This window comes from Pseudomonas sp. S2_H10, from assembly GCF_054668285.1.
In genome coordinates this window covers 2,136,571-2,152,136 of record NZ_CP162754.1, presented here as the reverse complement: position 1 = coordinate 2,152,136, position 15,566 = coordinate 2,136,571, and the positions used below count along the sequence as shown (strand labels likewise).

At 60.9% G+C, this 15,566-nt stretch carries 16 protein-coding genes; 6 read left to right on the top strand and 10 right to left on the bottom strand.

Annotated features, from left to right (window positions below; genetic code table 11):
• Positions 1 to 50: 50 nt before the first annotated feature.
• Complete coding sequence (locus AB4O16_RS09430; protein ID WP_460157584.1) at positions 51 to 1,049, bottom strand: AraC family transcriptional regulator; 999 nt, start codon at positions 1,047 to 1,049, stop codon at positions 51 to 53.
• A gap of 337 nt (positions 1,050 to 1,386) precedes the next feature.
• Between AB4O16_RS09430 and AB4O16_RS09425 the strand changes: the two genes are divergently transcribed.
• From AB4O16_RS09425 to AB4O16_RS09415, 3 genes are all read left to right on the top strand, one after another.
• Positions 1,387 to 2,721, top strand: a complete 1,335-nt coding sequence (locus AB4O16_RS09425) for a dicarboxylate/amino acid:cation symporter (RefSeq protein WP_160389682.1) — start codon at positions 1,387 to 1,389, stop codon at positions 2,719 to 2,721.
• Positions 2,722 to 2,866: 145 nt separating this feature from the next.
• Entirely contained in the window at positions 2,867 to 4,048 is a 1,182-nt protein-coding gene (locus tag AB4O16_RS09420; protein ID WP_460157583.1) for a CaiB/BaiF CoA transferase family protein, read from the top strand.
• A gap of 238 nt (positions 4,049 to 4,286) precedes the next feature.
• A complete protein-coding gene (locus AB4O16_RS09415; protein WP_460155370.1) occupies positions 4,287 to 5,234 on the top strand; it encodes an IS110 family RNA-guided transposase in 948 nt (315 codons plus the stop codon).
• A gap of 126 nt (positions 5,235 to 5,360) precedes the next feature.
• Here AB4O16_RS09415 and AB4O16_RS09410 read toward each other — a convergent pair whose 3' ends face one another.
• Both AB4O16_RS09410 and AB4O16_RS09405 read right to left on the bottom strand, forming a co-directional pair.
• On the bottom strand, positions 5,361 to 5,855 hold the full coding sequence (locus AB4O16_RS09410) for a SprT family zinc-dependent metalloprotease (RefSeq protein WP_048394212.1): 495 nt from the start codon (positions 5,853 to 5,855) through the stop codon (positions 5,361 to 5,363).
• A 157-nt stretch (positions 5,856 to 6,012) separates the two neighbouring features.
• On the bottom strand, positions 6,013 to 6,615 hold the full coding sequence (locus AB4O16_RS09405; RefSeq protein WP_160389680.1) for a Yip1 family protein: 603 nt from the start codon (positions 6,613 to 6,615) through the stop codon (positions 6,013 to 6,015).
• A gap of 283 nt (positions 6,616 to 6,898) precedes the next feature.
• Between AB4O16_RS09405 and ttcA the strand changes: the two genes are divergently transcribed.
• Together ttcA and AB4O16_RS09395 are read left to right on the top strand one after the other, a co-directional pair.
• Positions 6,899 to 7,723 carry a tRNA 2-thiocytidine(32) synthetase TtcA gene (gene ttcA, locus AB4O16_RS09400; RefSeq protein ID WP_160389679.1) on the top strand — a complete coding sequence of 275 codons (825 nt, stop codon included), beginning with the start codon at positions 6,899 to 6,901 and terminating at the stop codon, positions 7,721 to 7,723.
• Positions 7,724 to 7,809: 86 nt separating this feature from the next.
• Complete coding sequence (locus AB4O16_RS09395; RefSeq protein ID WP_160389678.1) at positions 7,810 to 8,484, top strand: DNA-3-methyladenine glycosylase I; 675 nt, start codon at positions 7,810 to 7,812, stop codon at positions 8,482 to 8,484.
• 131 nt (positions 8,485 to 8,615) lie between these two features.
• Here AB4O16_RS09395 and AB4O16_RS09390 read toward each other — a convergent pair whose 3' ends face one another.
• From AB4O16_RS09390 to arsC, 3 genes are read right to left on the bottom strand one after another with little or no spacing between them, the layout of a single operon-like run.
• Positions 8,616 to 9,041, bottom strand: coding sequence for a DUF2069 domain-containing protein (locus AB4O16_RS09390; RefSeq protein WP_160389677.1), 426 nt, complete (start codon positions 9,039 to 9,041; stop codon positions 8,616 to 8,618).
• A 1-nt stretch (position 9,042) separates the two neighbouring features.
• The gene (gene wrbA / locus AB4O16_RS09385; protein ID WP_160389676.1) at positions 9,043 to 9,639 is read right to left on the bottom strand and encodes an NAD(P)H:quinone oxidoreductase; all 597 of its coding nucleotides are present in this window, start codon (positions 9,637 to 9,639) and stop codon (positions 9,043 to 9,045) included.
• Positions 9,636 to 9,989 (bottom strand): arsenate reductase (glutaredoxin), encoded by a 354-nt coding sequence (gene arsC / locus AB4O16_RS09380; protein WP_160389675.1) that lies wholly within the window; start codon positions 9,987 to 9,989, stop codon positions 9,636 to 9,638. Before arsC ends, wrbA begins: the two co-directional genes overlap by 4 nt.
• 114 nt (positions 9,990 to 10,103) lie before the next feature.
• Here arsC and AB4O16_RS09375 point away from each other — a divergent pair, with 114 nt between their 5' ends.
• Positions 10,104 to 10,571 (top strand): TlpA disulfide reductase family protein, encoded by a 468-nt coding sequence (locus AB4O16_RS09375; RefSeq protein WP_160389674.1) that lies wholly within the window; start codon positions 10,104 to 10,106, stop codon positions 10,569 to 10,571.
• Positions 10,572 to 10,648: 77 nt separating this feature from the next.
• On the opposite strand, the gene AB4O16_RS09370 is transcribed toward AB4O16_RS09375, so the two are convergent.
• From AB4O16_RS09370 to AB4O16_RS09355, 4 genes are all read right to left on the bottom strand, one after another.
• Positions 10,649 to 11,053 carry an META domain-containing protein gene (locus AB4O16_RS09370; protein WP_160389673.1) on the bottom strand — a complete coding sequence of 135 codons (405 nt, stop codon included), beginning with the start codon at positions 11,051 to 11,053 and terminating at the stop codon, positions 10,649 to 10,651.
• Complete coding sequence (locus tag AB4O16_RS09365; RefSeq protein WP_460157582.1) at positions 11,053 to 11,487, bottom strand: hypothetical protein; 435 nt, start codon at positions 11,485 to 11,487, stop codon at positions 11,053 to 11,055. Before AB4O16_RS09365 ends, AB4O16_RS09370 begins: the two co-directional genes overlap by 1 nt.
• 77 nt (positions 11,488 to 11,564) lie before the next feature.
• On the bottom strand, positions 11,565 to 12,557 hold the full coding sequence (locus tag AB4O16_RS09360) for a 2-hydroxyacid dehydrogenase (RefSeq protein WP_460157581.1): 993 nt from the start codon (positions 12,555 to 12,557) through the stop codon (positions 11,565 to 11,567).
• Between the two features lie 120 nt (positions 12,558 to 12,677).
• On the bottom strand, positions 12,678 to 15,431 hold the full coding sequence (locus AB4O16_RS09355) for a response regulator (protein WP_160389670.1): 2,754 nt from the start codon (positions 15,429 to 15,431) through the stop codon (positions 12,678 to 12,680).
• Between the last annotated feature and the right edge of the window lie 135 nt (positions 15,432 to 15,566).

Here is a 15,566-nt window from a genome sequence, read left to right as displayed (position 1 = left end):
CTTGCTCGCGATGAGGCCAGTGAATTCACCCTGTAACTGAGCCCTGAAACTCAGTTTTCCTGCGCCCGATAAGCCCCCGGCGTCAGCCCCGTCCATTTCTTGAACGCCCGGTGAAACGCCGAGGGCTCGGAAAACCCCAATTGCTCGGCGATCTGTTGCAACGACAGGTCGGCGCGACTCAGGTGGTAAATCGCGATGTCCCGGCGCAGTTGGTCCTTCAACTCCTGAAAGCTCGAACCCTCTTCGCGCAAATGCCGACGCAAGGTCTGCGGGCTGATGTGCAGGTGCGCGGCCACGGTTTCCAGATCGGGCCAGGATGAGCTGTCGCGGCTGAGCAAGCGGCGCAAGCGACTGCTCAAACTGTCGCCATCGTCCGGGCGTGAGAGCAGGTCGGCGGGGGAGCGCTCGAGGAAATGCTTGAGCGTGCGTTCATCCTGCAGCAGCGGCATGGCCAGGTAGCGGCTGTGAAACAACAGGCTGCTCTGAGGGCTGGAAAACGCCAGCGGGCAGGAAAACAGCAGGTCGTACTCGGCGCCGTGTTCCGGTCGGGGGTAGCTGAACGTGGCCTGTTCCAGGCGAATGCGCTGGCCGATCAGCCAACTGCCGAAACGATGCCAGATCACCAGCAGGCTTTCGCTGAGGAAATGATCCGGGTCCCAAAGCTGCGAGTCATCGAGGCTCAGGCGAACCCATTCATCTTCGCGGTTCAGGGTCAGGCGCGGAGCCCCGGGGAATAGGCTATAAAACAATAAGCCGCGATTGAGTGCCTTATCCAGGCTGCGGCAGTGAATCACCGCATGGCACATCATCGCGAAGCTGCCCGGCCTGCTCGGGGCTTGCCCGAACCCCAGGTACTCGTCGTCGAGTGCCAGCCACAAGGCCTTGATCAGTTGGGTGAATTGCTCTAGAGCGATGCGCGCCCGTGGCTCGTCCAGCAACTCGGGGCTGATTCCCAGTTGTTGGAGCAGGCCCGAGTAGTCATAGCCGTGCCGACGCGCACCGCCAAGGACGGCGCGGGCGAAATGACTGGCAATGGTGCGTTCGCGCATGACAGCAGTTCTGACCGTTGAGCGACCGATGGTAGCTGCGCGCTGCGGGCATGAACAGGGCGGATATCCGCCAAATTGCAGGACGACTTTTAGTGGAAGGGCGGAAATCCGCCACATGCTTGCATGCGTCCGCTGACAGGGAATTCGCTGCGACCCCTGATATCAAAAGGCATGCAGGGATTTTAAGGGAGGTGGCACGGGCCTTGCGATACAACGTGCAGATGCCTGCCGTTGCGCAGCTCGAAAAAACAAATCCCTCCAGTGCAGGAGGGTTCGCAATTGCGGTGTTGCGGGCAACAGATGGATGTTGTCACGGGCACCCTGGAGGAACTTTGCAATGACGACTCGTCAGCCACTGTACAAATCCCTGTATTTCCAGGTGATCGTTGCAATTGTCATCGGTATCGCGCTCGGTCACTTCTACCCGCAACTCGGTGTGGCCGTTAAGCCACTGGGTGACGGGTTCATCAAGCTGATCAAAATGATCATCGCCCCGATCATCTTCTGTACGGTCGTCAGTGGTATCGCCGGCATGCAGGACATGAAGTCAGTGGGCAAGACCGGTGGTTATGCGCTGCTGTACTTCGAGATCGTTTCGACCATTGCCTTGCTGGTCGGGCTGGTCGTGGTCAACATCGTGCAGCCGGGCAGCGGCATGCACATCGACGTCGCCACCCTCGATGCCTCCAAGGTTGCCGCTTATGTTGCGGCCGGTGCCGACCAAAGCGTCGTCGGTTTCCTGCTGAACGTGATCCCGGCCACCATCGTCGGCGCCTTCGCCACCGGTGACATTCTGCAAGTGCTGATGTTCTCGGTGATCTTCGGTTTCGCCCTGCATCGCCTGGGTGCCTACGGCAAGCCGCTGCTGGACTTCATCGATCGCTTCGCGCACGTGATGTTCAACATCATCAACATGATCATGAAGCTCGCGCCAATCGGTGCCTTCGGCGCCATGGCGTTCACCATCGGTGCCTACGGTGTCGGCTCGCTGGTGCAGCTGGGTCAACTGATGGCCTGCTTCTACATCACTTGCGTGCTGTTCATCCTGATCGTGCTGGGCTCCATCGCCCGCCTGCACGGCTTCAGCGTGCTGAAAATGATCCGCTACATCCGTGAGGAACTGCTGATCGTGCTGGGTACTTCTTCTTCGGAATCGGTACTGCCACGCATGCTGATCAAGATGGAGCGTCTGGGCGCGCAGAAGTCTGTCGTGGGTCTGGTGATCCCGACCGGTTACTCGTTCAACCTCGACGGTACCGCGATCTACCTGACCATGGCGGCCGTGTTCATTGCCCAGGCAACTGACACCCACATGGACATCACGCACCAGATCACCCTGCTGGTGGTGTTGTTGCTGTCCTCCAAAGGCGCCGCCGGTGTGACCGGTTCGGGCTTCATCGTACTGGCAGCCACCCTGTCCGCTGTTGGCCACCTGCCGGTTGCCGGCCTGGCGCTGATCCTCGGCATCGACCGCTTCATGTCCGAAGCTCGCGCCCTGACCAACCTGGTCGGCAACGCCGTGGCCACCATCGTAGTTGCCAAGTGGGTCAAGGAACTGGACACCGACGTGCTGCAAGCCGAGTTGGCTTCGGGCGGTCGTGGCATTGCCGATGAGCCTAAAGACGATGTTCTGGGGCATGTCGAAGGAGCAACCCCGACCAGCGCCAAGTAAACCTTGTCGTGATAAAAAACCCGCTTCGGCGGGTTTTTTTCTGCCTGCGAGATGAGCACAAAGGTCAGCGTCACTGGCACATAAGGTGATTGCCCCTGAGCGTTCGACTGCCTAGTCTGGGGGGCATCATTCAGGGAGAACGTTCATGCTCGGTCCACTGGCATCACTCAAGGTTCTGGATTTCTCGACCCTGCTGCCGGGGCCGTTTGCCTCGTTGCTGCTGGCGGACATGGGCGCCGAAGTGCTGCGCATCGAATCACCGACCCGGATGGATCTGCTGCGGGTGTTGCCGCCCCACGATCAAGGCGTGTCAGCCAGTCATGCGTACCTCAACCGCAACAAGCGCAGCCTCGCCCTGGACCTCAAGCAGCCCGAGGCGCTGGAGGTGATCAGGTCGTTGCTGCTAGACTACGACATCGTGCTCGAGCAGTTCCGCCCCGGTGTCATGGAGCGTCTGGGCCTGGGTTACGAAGCCCTGAAGGCGATCAATCCGCGATTGATTTATGTGTCGATCACCGGCTACGGCCAGACCGGTCCCTACAAGGACCGCGCCGGCCATGACATCAACTACCTGGCCTTGTCCGGGCTGGCGAGTTACACCGGCCGGGCCGACAGCGGGCCGCTGCCGTTGGGCATGCAGGTGGCGGATGTCGCCGGTGGCTCGCTGCACGGAGTGATTGGCTTGCTGGCGGCGGTCATTGCCCGGCAGCAGACCGGCCAGGGCCAGCACCTGGATGTCAGCATGACCGACTGCGCGGTCAGCCTGAATGCGCTGGCGGGTGCCGGATATCTGGCCTGTGGTGTCGAGCCAGGCCCGGAAAACCAGGTGCTCAATGGCGGCAGCTTCTACGATTACTACCGCTCCCGGGATGGGCGCTGGCTGTCGGTGGGCAGCCTGGAGCCGACCTTCATGAAGCAGTTGTGCACGGCGTTGGGGCTGGAGGCGCTGGCCGGACTTGGCCTGTCACCGCAACCGGCGCATCAGAAACAGCTTAAAGACGCGTTGAAGGTCGAATTCGAAAAGCATGACTTTGCCGAATTGCGCGCGCTGTTCGCCGAACTGGATGCGTGTGTCGAGCCGGTGTTGAGCTTGGGAGAAGCGCTAAGTCATCCGCAGTTGCAGGCGCGGGAGTTGGTGACCGATGTGCCTCGTGGCGATGGCTCGAGCCAAGCGCAGATGGCGTGCCCGCTGAAGTTTTCCGATGGCTTGCCAGAGCCGAAGCATATCGGTGCGACGCTGGGGCAGCATACGGATCAGGTGTTGGGGGAGTTGGGGTTCAGTGTTGAGCGGATTGCCGAATTGCGGTTCGCCAAGGTAATTCTCTAGCGTCTGCACCGGCCTCTTCGCGGGCAAGCCCGCTTGTATGGTAGGACTTGAAGGGAGGAGGAGGGACAAAGCCCGATTCTGACTGTTGACGCAGTACAGATCCGTGGGAGATTTCGCCCCTCCTCCTTTCACCCAAGCGCCGATAAAGAATGCATCTGGCTAGACCGACGATAGGAACAAGCCTGCGCCTCTGGGTGAGCCCTTCAAGTGCTCAAAACCATATCCCGGAGGAAATCCAATGGCAATGCCGGTTTCTGTCAAAAAGCCGATCGTAGGCGTGGATGTCGCCAAGAACGAACTGGTGATCTATCACGCCGAACTTGACCTGCTCGAAGAGATCCCCAACAACAAAACAGCCATCAAGCATTGGTTGAAGGTCCTGTCGGGGACTGTTGCTGTAGCCATTGAGTCGACCAATATCTATCACCTGGAGTTTGCCGATCTGGCCTATGAGGCCGGCTGCGTGATTTATATGGTGGGTGGCTATGAACTCAGCCATTACCGCAAAGGGGTGAATATCCGCGCCAAAACCGATGCGCTGGATGCCAGACTGCTCGCTCGCTATCTGAAGAACGAAGGTGATGATCTTCACCCTTGGACCCCGCCATCACCGCTGTACCGCCAGCTCTTGAGCCTTTTTCGTCGTCGCGCAGCCTTGGTTCAGGCGCGGGTCGGGCTGGTGCAAAGCTGGGCGAATGAGCCGCTGCTGAAATCTGCTTTCGCCGAGCAAGTGAAGTCCATGCAAAAGCTTGAAACGCTGGTCGAAAAGACGATTAACGATCGTCTCAAAGAAGCTGGTTTGCTCGGTCAGTTGAAGCGTTGCCTGAAAGTTGAAGGCATTGGATTTCTGACCGGAGCCCGTTTGCTCACGACGTTTCAGCGGGGCGAGTTCAGAAGCGCGGATGCGTTTATCGCCTTTCTGGGGATGGATTTACGAGTGTCGAAGTCAGGACAAAAAGACGGTCGCCGGAGTTTGACTAAGCGAGGTGACCCGGAAGCCCGCCGGCTTTTGCACAACGCGGCGATGTCGGCCAGCCGAACGTCAGCCTGGAAAGGCTTTTACGAAGAGCAAAGAGCTCGAGGCTTCAGCACCACTCAGGCACTGGTGATACTGGCTCGCAAGCTTGCTCGGATCGTATTCGCCCTACTGAAGGGGCAGAGCGAATACCAACCAAAAGCCAGTTGAGGGCTTCCCCTCAACCATAGAATCTCCCACAGGGGGCAGCGTTGATTAAAAGTTTTGTGGACAACCCCGACCACTGTGGGAGCGAGCTTGCTCGCGATGGCGGCAGCACATACACCGGAAATCCAACTACTCGACCCGCATCTCCCCACTGAACACCAGGGTATTGCGACACCGCCGGCACAAGTACCGCCGCCCCTGTCGAACCAGGCCGTGGCGCTGGGCCGAGAACGGGAAGTCGCTGTCGGCGCACGGGCACTTGTAGATGTATCGAGTCACGCTGCGGCGTTTGACGTCATAGGTGTGGCAGCGGTTGGGCGGCAGTTCGTACACACCGCGCATGATCAATTGCCACTCTTCGCCATGGGGCTGGATGCGGTCGCCAAACAGCTGATGGGCGATCAGGTGTGCGACTTCATGGGCCACGGTCTGCTTGAGAAAGTCCTCGGTGTTTTCCCGGTACAACTGCGGGTTGAAGCGCAGCAGGTTCTCGTGCAGATGCGCGACACCGGCTTTTTGCCCGCGCAGCTTGAGGCTCACCACGGGGCGCTTGAAAGGTCGTTTGAAAAAGGATTCGGCTTGTTGGAAACAGTCTTCGACGCGGGTATTGAGTTGCTCGGGCATGCTTGATGGATCTCCAGAGCGCTCGAGTATGCCGCAACCCTCGGACCTTGCGAATCGCCAGGTTGACGAATGGTCGTGAGCCGTCTCGTTGCTGAAGAATGAAAAGGCCGCCTTGCGGCGGCCCTTGTCGGCGGTTCCGGTTTTCAGTGATGTGCGGCTAACTGGTGTAGACCGGCCCCACGCCGAGTCCCCAGACGATCACGGTGAACGCCATGATGGCGACCAGCACCACCAGGCCTACGGCGAGTACCGAGCTGGAAAACAGGAAGCCCTCGTCAGATGGAATGTTCATGAATGTCGGCAGGCCCACATACAGCAAATACACCGTGTAGCAGATGGCGGCGGTGCCGATGATCATGCCCAGCCACAGGTGCGGGTACAAGGCGGCGAGGCCACCGATGAACAGCGGTGTAGCGGTGTAGGTTGCAAATGCAATGCAGCGGGCGAGGCTTGGGTTGGCGTCATAGGTGCGGGCCATCCAGTGAATGAATGCGCCCATGACCGCTACACCCCCGAGCATCGCCAGGTACGACATGACCGTCATCCATATCGCGCTTTCCACGGTCAGCATCACGGGAGGCCGATTGCCGATGACCCAGCCGACCTGTGTGGTGCCAATGAAGGCCGACACCGCGGGGATCGCCGCCAGGATCAGGGTATGAGTCAGGTACATGTGGCTGATGCTTTCCTCCTGGTCGCCACGGATGTCTTTCCATTCTTGGTCAGGGTGGGTGAAGAGCCCCACTACGTGATGGATCATGCCAGTCACTCCTCTTGTCTTTACCGTCGCCCCCCAGTGGAGCGCCTACGGGCCAATGCGGCCAAGCAAGTCACAGGTCTGAAATTTGTACACGACCTTATGTCGCAGTATAGGGAGGAGTTTCCCCAGAGGGAGTAAGGGCTTTAGAGCAAATCGCGCTGTAAACACAGCTGTTAATCGCCGCCGGGTCTGTGCCGGGCAGCCCTTTTGGCGGGACACTTCGCCCCTGAGGCGTTTTTGCGTAAAATGCCCGCCTTTCGTCACACCTCACGGATTTCGCGTCATGGGCACTCTCACGGTCAACCAGAACAAACTGCAAAAGCGCCTTCGCCGACTGGCCGGTGAGGCGGTTGCCGATTTCAACATGATTGAAGACGGCGACAAGGTCATGGTCTGCCTGTCCGGTGGCAAGGACAGCTACACCATGCTCGATGTGCTGATGCACTTGCAGAAGGTCGCGCCGATCAAGTTCGAGATCGTGGCCGTGAACATGGACCAGAAGCAGCCGGGCTTCCCGGAGCACGTGCTGCCGGCCTACCTGAAAGAACTGGGCGTCGAATACCACATTGTCGAGAAAGACACGTATTCGGTGGTCAAGGAGCTGATTCCGGAAGGCAAGACCACTTGCTCGCTATGCTCGCGTCTGCGTCGCGGCACGCTCTACACCTTTGCCGACGAAATCGGCGCGACCAAGATGGCCCTCGGTCACCACCGCGACGACATCGTCGAAACGTTCTTCCTGAACATGTTCTTCAACGGTTCGCTCAAGGCCATGCCGCCAAAGTTGCGCGCCGACGATGGTCGTAACGTGGTGATCCGCCCGCTGGCCTACTGCAACGAAAAAGACATTCAGGCCTACTCGGACTTCAAGCAATTCCCGATCATCCCGTGCAACCTCTGCGGCTCCCAGGAAAACCTGCAGCGTCAGGTGGTCAAGGACATGCTGCAGGACTGGGATCGCAAGACCCCGGGCCGGACCGAGAGCATTTTCCGCAGCCTGCAGAACGTGATCCCGTCGCAATTGGCGGACCGCAATCTGTTTGACTTCACCAGCCTGAAGATTGACGAGTCCGCGGCATCGCGCTTCGTCAACGTGGTCAACCTCTAAACACCATTACTGTGGGTGCCAGCAGACTGGCTCCCACAGGTTTTGTTGCAAGTGGGCAGTTCATTTTTCATTCCTCAGGAGAGGGCATGCGCGATTACAAGTGGCTGAACGAATACTGCCTGAACCGCTTCGGTTCGGCGGCTGAACTGGAAGCCCATCTGCCCGTTCCCAAGACTCCCGCACAACTGCGCAAGATCAGCGACGATCGCTACCTCTCGACGATGGCGCTGCGGGTGTTCCGCGCCGGGCTCAAGCACAGCCTGGTGGATGCCAAGTGGCCGGCTTTCGAAGAAGTGTTCTTCAGGTTCGACCCGGAAAAAGTCGTGCTGATGAGCGCCGAGCACCTTGAGCGCCTGATGCAGGACACGCGGATCATCCGTCACCTGGGCAAGCTCAAGAGCGTGCCGCGCAATGCGCAGTTCATTCTGGACGTGGCCCATGAAAAGGGGAGCTTCGGTGCGCTGGTCGCCGACTGGCCGGTGACCGATATCGTCGGGCTCTGGACCTTCCTGAAAAAACGCGGCCATCAGTTGGGCGGGCTGTCAGCCCCGCGCTTCTTGCGGATGATCGGCAAGGACACGTTTGTACCGAGCTATGATGTAGTGGCGGCACTGAATGCGCAGGACATCATCGACAAAGTGCCGAGCAGCCTGCGCGACCTGGCGTTGGTGCAGGACGTGTTCAACCGGTGGCATGAAGAAAGCGGTGGGCGGCCGATGAGCCAGATTTCGATGATGCTGGCTTATACAGTGAATCATTAAGATCGAGTCGCCCGAATCGCGGGCAAGTCGAATCGTCGCACCGCAGCTCCCACAGGATCTCTGTTGAATCACAAATGTGTGATCGACACAAAAAAACCTGTGGGAGCTGGCTTGCCAGCGATGAGGCCCGATCAGGCGACGGAAATCTCACCCTCGCCAGCCAGCTTGCGGTTCAACTGATACCGCCAGCGCACATACAGCAGCGCCGAGCAGAACACCGCCAGGCTCGCGCCCATCTCCAGCAAGCCGAAGATCTGCCGGTTCGGGTCATAGGCCGCCAATGCGCCCTTGATGAAGTACAGGTTCACCACAAAGCACATCCACGAATGCCCGCGCGGGCTGCCGATGATCATTCCTGGCGCCAATATCAACAGTGGCACCAGTTCGATCAGCAGAATCACCCAGGGCCGGGCGCCATGCAGGTCTGCGACCAGCAGGTAGTAGACGCACAACAGTCCCACCAGCCCCAAAAAACACAGCAGGCTGATGACGCGCATCGCCTTCACGCGTGGTTCGAGCCATTCGAGGGTGGGCAGAATCTTCGGCTTCTTGGCCACCTCAGCTCTCCAGTTTCTGTGCAGTCTTCGCCAGGCGCATGCCCAGCGCGCGGCACAGGGCCACTTCATGGGTATCCAGGCCGCTTTTGCCGTCGGCACCGGCATGGTGGCTGGCGCCGTACGGCGTGCCGCCGCCCTGGGTTTCCAGGAGTGCCGATTCGCTGTAGGGCAGGCCGGTGATCAGCATGCCGTGGTGCAACAGCGGCAGCATCATCGACAGCAAGGTGGTTTCCTGGCCGCCGTGCAGGCTCGCCGTGGACGTGAACACACCCGCCGGTTTGCCCACCAGGGCGCCGGTCAGCCACAGGTTGCTGGTGCCGTCGAGGAAGTACTTGAGCGGCGCGGCCATATTGCCGAAGCGGGTCGGGCTGCCAAGCGCCAGGCCGGCGCAGTTCTTCAGGTCGTCGAGGCTGGCATAGAGCGCACCTTCGTCGGGAATTTCCGGGGACACGGCTTCGCATTCGGTGGAAATCGCCGGCACCGTGCGCAGGCGCGCTTCAAGCCCGGCCTGTTCAACGCCACGGGCAATCTGCCGGGCCATTTCGTTGGTCGAGCCGCTGCGGCTGTAGTACAGGACCAGAATGTAAGGCGCAGTCATGGCAACAGTTCCAGGATCTGCTCCGGAGGACGGCCGATGATGGCTTTGTCGCCGACTTCGAGAATCGGGCGCTCCATCAGTTTCGGGTGGGCGGCGATGGCGGCGATCAATTGCGCTTCGCTCAGGCTGGTGTCGGCCAGGTCGAGGGTCTTGTACTCGTCTTCGCCGGTGCGCAGCAGTTGCCGGGCGCTGATCCCGAGTTTGCCCAGCAGGCCCTGGATTTGCGCGGCGTCCAGCGGCGTGTCCAGGTAACGGACCACGGTCGGGGTCAGGCCACGGGCTTCAAGCAGTTCGAGCGCACCGCGGGATTTCGAGCAGCGCGGGTTGTGATAAAGCGTCAGATCGGTCATGAGCGGGTCGCATCTTGCGTAAGGTGGCGGCTATTCTAACTGTGCAGCGCGCAATCCAGAACCGTGAGAGGCGATGGGTCGCAGGCGCATTCAATTTTTGACAAGGAACACGACATGACAAGGCGACTGGCAGCAGCATTGGCGATCATCGGAGCGTTGATGCTGGGGGGCTGCGGGAATGACTATGGCATCGACCAGGACGGCCACAAGATCGCCGCCGACCGGCTGGACGGCAAATGGCTGGTGCTCAACTACTGGGCGGAATGGTGCGGGCCTTGCCGAACCGAGATCCCGGAGTTGAACACCCTGGCCGAGCAACTCAAGGACAGGAAAATCGGTGTGTTCGGAGTCAACTTCGACAACGTCCAGGGGCAAGAGCTCAAGAGTGCGAGCGAGAAACTGGGGATCAGGTTCACGGTGCTGGCCCAGGACCCTTCCGAAGTGTTTGAGCTACCGCGCAGCGAGGCGTTGCCGGTGACCTACATCATCGATAACAAGGGCAAGGTGCGTGAGCAGTTGATGGGGGAGCAGACGGCGGCGGGGGTGATGGCGAAGCTTGAGGCGTTGCAGGCGAAAAATTGAACACTGTGGCGATCGGGCTTTTTGTGGCGAGGGGGCAAGCCCCCTCACCACAGTCATTCACATGAAACAGAGGGCGATCAACCCTCCTCAAGCCACCAGCGCAGCGGTTTGCCTTCGGCTGGCCAGAAGCGGATCTGCTCGATCGGGGAGACGTCCCAGCGCTGGACGTTTTCCAGGGCCTGGAGGAAACGCTTTTCCTGTTCCATCAATGCCGGCGCGCACATTTTGCGGGTGCTGCCGACTTTGCCGAAGGTCAGTTTGTCGCCATCGAGGGTGTACGGCGCGAACCAGTGGTTGCAGCCGCCATTGCCATAGGCCCGGCCATCTTCACCAAGGGTAATGGTCAGGTGGCTGTAGTCCATCAGCGGCCGCTCGCCGATCCACTCCAGAATGTAGCTGCGGTTTGGTTCAAGTTGCACCGGCTCGGCGGCGCAGCCCAGCAGGCTGGCGCCGACCATGGCGGTCAGAGCGAGGCGTTTCATCACGCGGGCTCCTGGCATTTCGGGCACAGGTGTTTCTCGCCGACGGTGGTCCAGCCCAGCTCGGCGATTCGCGCGGAGGCGGCCGGCTTTTCGGCCTTGTTGCCCAGCTTGGCATCGACGGCGAACTCGAAGCTCAGCTCTTTGGCGCAGCTGTCACAGTTCACTTGCCAGGTGTGAATCGCCAGTTCGCCGAACACCGGGCCACTGGCTACCGCGACCCATTGGCCTGGCGGGTTGATCAGGTGGCGAACCGTTTCGACGGTCAGGCGCATGGACAAGTCCTTGGCACCCTTGAGGGTCACGACCAGCACGTCGTTGTTGCGAATCGAGCCACCGTTGCCGGTGACCTGATAACGCCCCGGCACCAGGGCGCGGCATTCGGTGAGGGTGTGTTGCGGGTTCATCAGGCTGTAGCGGAAATCGTGTTCGACCATGGGTCCTCCAAATATGCGCGATATGCTATCACGGGCTTGCACACCGCATCGCGCAGGCAGATGACCTTCGATCCGTTTCAGTCTCCCGTCACCAGGTTTTCCGGGGTGCCCGCCGCCCAGGCTGAAATGTTGCGCAATGTGATGGTGGCAATCGCGTCCAGCGCTTCGCGGGTCAGGAAGGCCTGGTGCGCGGTGACGATCACGTTAGGAAAAGTCAGCAACCGTGCCAGCACATCGTCTTGCAGCGGCAGGTCGGAGCGGTCCTCGAAGAACAGTTGCGCTTCTTCCTCATACACATCCAGTCCCAGGTAACCCAGGCGGCCGTCTTTCAAGGCGTCGATCAGCGCCGGCGTGTCCACCAGGCCGCCACGCCCGGTATTGATCAGCATCGCGCCCGGTTGCATCTGCGCCAGTGATTGGCGGTTGATAAGGTGCTTGCTCTGCTCGTTGAGCGGGCAGTGCAGGCTGATGATCTGCGATTCGGCCAGCAGTTGCGGCAGGCTCAGGTAACGCGCGCCGAGGGCTTCGACTTCTGGATTGGGGTAGGGGTCAAAGGCCAGCAGTTGGCAGCCGAAACCGTTCATGATCTTTGCAAAGGTGGCGCCGATCTGCCCGGTGCCGACCACGCCGACGGTCTTGCCCACCAGGTCGAAACCGGTCAGACCCTGCAGCCTGAAGTCCCCTTCGCGGGTGCGGTTGTAGGCGCGGGTCAAGCGGCGGTTGAGTGCGAGGATCAGTGCTACCGCATGTTCGGCCACGGCGTGGGGCGAGTAGGCCGGGACGCGCACGATGGCCAGGCCCAGACGCTTTGCCGTCGGCAGGTCGACGTGGTTGTAACCGGCCGAGCGCAGGGCGATCAGGCGTGTGCCGCCAGCGGCCAGGCGTTCGAGCACCGGTGCGCCGAGGTCATCATTGATGAACGCGCAGACCGCTTCATGGCCCTGGGCGAGCGCCACCGTGTCGAGGCTCAGGCGCGCAGGCTGAAATTGCAGCTCGATGCCGGCCGGTTGTTCGGCAGCGAGAAAACTGTCGCGGTCGTAGTTCTGGCTGCTGAAAAAAATCGTACGCATGATTTCCTCTCTGTCCCATTTCCGTAGGCGCTGGCTTGCCAGCGATGGCGGCCTCAAGGGCTACGTGGATTTTGCGGCCGTCATCGCCGGCAAGCCGGCTCCTACAGTGTTTGCGCTGCATCAAGCATTCATGCGCGCCTGGGCCGCCAGACGATTGATCGCCCGGTCGAGTTCATCAAGCGCCATGCTGGCTTTCGGGTCCTGTTGCTTGAGCAGGGTTTCGCTGCGTTGGCAGGCCGCGCGCAATTGCGGCACGCCGCAGTAACGCGTCGCGCCGTGCAGGCGATGGACCCGTTCGATCAGGGCGTTGTGGTCATTGCTTTGCTGAGCGAGGCGAATGGCTTCGCGGTCGGCCTCCAGGGAGGCGAGCAGCATGGCCAGCATGTCCGCCGCCAGATCCGCCTTGCCGGCGGCCAGGCGCAATCCTTCCTCGTGGTCGAGCACCAGCAGTTCATGGGCGCCGCCATGCCCGTCGCCGGAGCGCTCCGGGCTGTGATTGCGCAGCGCCAGGCCGCTCCACTTCAGCACCACCTGCGCCAATTGCCGTTCGCTGATCGGTTTGGTCAGGTAGTCGTCCATGCCGCTTTGCAGCAGCGCGCGTTTTTCGTTGGCCATGGCGTGGGCGGTGAGGGCCACGATCGGCAGCGGCGTGCAATGCCGTTCGCTTTCCCACTGGCGGATCGCCTCGGTGCTCTGGCGTCCGTCCATGCCGGGCATCTGCACGTCCATCAAGACCAGATCGAATGCCTCGTTCTGCACTGCCTTGACGGCGGCATAACCGCTTTCCACGGCGAGCACCTTGGCGCCCATGTCTTCGAGCAGGGTCTGCACCAGCATCAGGTTGGCCGGATTGTCATCGACGCACAGCACCTTCGGGGCCCGGCTGGACAGCGGCTCGCCCGGTTCATTGCGCATCGGGCGCGGGCTGACCAGGTCAGACAGGGAGCGGCGCAACTTGCGCGTGCAGGCCGGTTTCGCCTGGAGCTGGCTGTGGGGGTTGGGCACGGAAAGATGGAACAGTGTCTGTTCCGTGGTCGGGCACAGTACCAGCACTTTGCAGCCAAGATGTTCGAGATCCCAGATGTGCTGGTTGAGGCGTTCCGGCGGCATGTCGTTGCTGGTGATGCCGAGCACGGCGAGGTCGATCGCCTGATCGGTCTGGTGGGCGGCGGTGACGCCATTGGTCAGACTTTCCAGGGTATTGAACGGCGTGGTGCTCAGGCCACAGTCTTCCAGTTGATGCTGCAGCGCCTGTCGCGCCAGCTCGTGGTTTTCCAGCACCGCCACCCGGCGTCCGAGCAAGGGCGCGGCGGGCAAGTCTTCGGCATCGTCGCGGGTTTTCGGCAGGCTCAGGCTGATCCAGAATTCCGAGCCTTCCCCCGGCGTGCTGTCGACGCCGATCTCGCCGCCCATCTGTTCGATCAGGCGCTTGGAAATCACCAGGCCCAGGCCAGTGCCGCCGGGTTGCCGCGACAGCGAGTTGTCGGCCTGGCTGAAGGCCTGGAACAGGGCGCGCACGTCCTGGTTCGACAGCCCGATGCCGGTGTCCTGAATGCTGATGCGCAACTGCACGGTGTCTTCGTGTTCTTCTTCGAGCATGGCGCGGGCGACGATGGTGCCTTCGCGGGTGAACTTGATCGCATTGCTCACCAGGTTCGTCAGGATCTGCTTGAGCCGCAGTGGGTCGCCCACCAGGGACAGCGGCGTGTCGCGGTATACCAGGCTCACCAGTTCCAGCTGCTTGGCGTGGGCGGCGGGGGCGAGGATGGTCAGGGTGTCTTGCAGCAGGTCGCGCAGGTTGAACGGAATATGGTCGAGCACCAGCTTGCCGGCCTCGATCTTCGAGAAGTCGAGAATCTCGTTGATGATGCCCAGCAGGCTGTCGGCGGATTTTTCGATGGTGCCCAGGTAGTCGAGCTGGCGTGGGGTCAGCTCGCTTTTTTGCAACAAGTGAGTGAAACCGAGAATGCCGTTGAGCGGCGTGCGGATTTCATGACTCATGTTGGCGAGGAATTCGGACTTGATCCGGCTCGCCTCCAGGGCTTCCTTGCGCGCCAGGTCCAGCTCGATGTTCTGGATCTCGATGGTTTCCAGGTTCTGGCGCACGTCTTCGGTGGCCTGGTCGATGCTGTGCTGCAATTCTTCCTGGGCGTTTTGCAGGGTGCCGGCCATGCGGTTGATGCCCGACGCCAGCTCGTCCAGCTCCTGGCTGCCGAGAGGCGGCAAGCGGGTTTCCAGGTGACCGTCCTTGAGTTGAGTCACGGCCTGCTTGATCTGGCTCAGCGGCCGATTGATCGTGCGGCCCATGCGCAGGGCCAGCAGTGCCGCACCGATCAGTCCCCCGATGATCAGCATCAGGCTGGCGAACAGGCTGCGGTAACCGCGCAACAGCATGCCGTTATGGGACAGTTCAAGTTCGACCCAGCCCAGCAGGCGGTCGGCTTCTTCGGGAATCACGTCGCCGGCCAGGTTGCGGTGTTTGCCGAACACCGGCAGCAGGTAGCGGGTCGCATCGCTGCCACTGCGGCGCAGCATCTGCGTGCCGGTGCCGGAGGGTGTCTGGTTGAGCATGGTCGGCCCGGCGTGGGCCAGCAGGGTGCGGTCGGGAGCCAGGAAGGTCACGGCCCGTACATCGGTTTGTTCCAGGGCCTGGGTGGCGATGCGCTCGAGCAGTTCGTTGTCCTGGTGGCCCATCGCTGGCGCCGCCAGTGGCGCCAACTGCTCGGCGATCATTTCGCCGCGCTGCATGAGTTGGGTTTGCAGGTCAGTCTGTTGCATCCAGGTAAAATACCCCCCCAGCACCAACGCCATCAGGCTGGTCGGCAACAGGGTCAGCAACAGCACGCGGCCTTTGATTCCCAGTTTCTTGAGCACGCATCTCTCCTGCATCCCGCTATTCATAGAACTGCACATGCATCCGCCATGCACCACTTGCGCAGTGTAGCGATTTGCTCGCGGGCAATCTTCGTATAAATGGTGCTGTCATTCGTCGGCCCGGGCGGCTCTTTG

Excerpts from the sequence above, each read along its gene's own strand:
- AB4O16_RS09430 (WP_460157584.1), bottom strand. The coding sequence starts at position 1,049 with ATGCGCGAACGCACCATTGCCAGTCATTTCGCCCGCGCCGTCCTTGGC.
- AB4O16_RS09425 (WP_160389682.1), top strand. The coding sequence starts at position 1,387 with ATGACGACTCGTCAGCCACTGTACAAATCCCTGTATTTCCAGGTGATC.
- AB4O16_RS09420 (WP_460157583.1), top strand. The coding sequence starts at position 2,867 with ATGCTCGGTCCACTGGCATCACTCAAGGTTCTGGATTTCTCGACCCTG.
- AB4O16_RS09415 (WP_460155370.1), top strand. The coding sequence starts at position 4,287 with ATGGCAATGCCGGTTTCTGTCAAAAAGCCGATCGTAGGCGTGGATGTC.
- AB4O16_RS09410 (WP_048394212.1), bottom strand. The coding sequence starts at position 5,855 with ATGCCCGAGCAACTCAATACCCGCGTCGAAGACTGTTTCCAACAAGCC.
- AB4O16_RS09405 (WP_160389680.1), bottom strand. The coding sequence starts at position 6,615 with ATGATCCATCACGTAGTGGGGCTCTTCACCCACCCTGACCAAGAATGG.
- ttcA (WP_160389679.1), top strand. The coding sequence starts at position 6,899 with ATGGGCACTCTCACGGTCAACCAGAACAAACTGCAAAAGCGCCTTCGC.
- AB4O16_RS09395 (WP_160389678.1), top strand. The coding sequence starts at position 7,810 with ATGCGCGATTACAAGTGGCTGAACGAATACTGCCTGAACCGCTTCGGT.
- wrbA (WP_160389676.1), bottom strand. The coding sequence starts at position 9,639 with ATGACTGCGCCTTACATTCTGGTCCTGTACTACAGCCGCAGCGGCTCG.
- arsC (WP_160389675.1), bottom strand. The coding sequence starts at position 9,989 with ATGACCGATCTGACGCTTTATCACAACCCGCGCTGCTCGAAATCCCGC.
- AB4O16_RS09375 (WP_160389674.1), top strand. The coding sequence starts at position 10,104 with ATGACAAGGCGACTGGCAGCAGCATTGGCGATCATCGGAGCGTTGATG.
- AB4O16_RS09370 (WP_160389673.1), bottom strand. The coding sequence starts at position 11,053 with ATGAAACGCCTCGCTCTGACCGCCATGGTCGGCGCCAGCCTGCTGGGC.
- AB4O16_RS09365 (WP_460157582.1), bottom strand. The coding sequence starts at position 11,487 with ATGGTCGAACACGATTTCCGCTACAGCCTGATGAACCCGCAACACACC.
- AB4O16_RS09360 (WP_460157581.1), bottom strand. The coding sequence starts at position 12,557 with ATGCGTACGATTTTTTTCAGCAGCCAGAACTACGACCGCGACAGTTTT.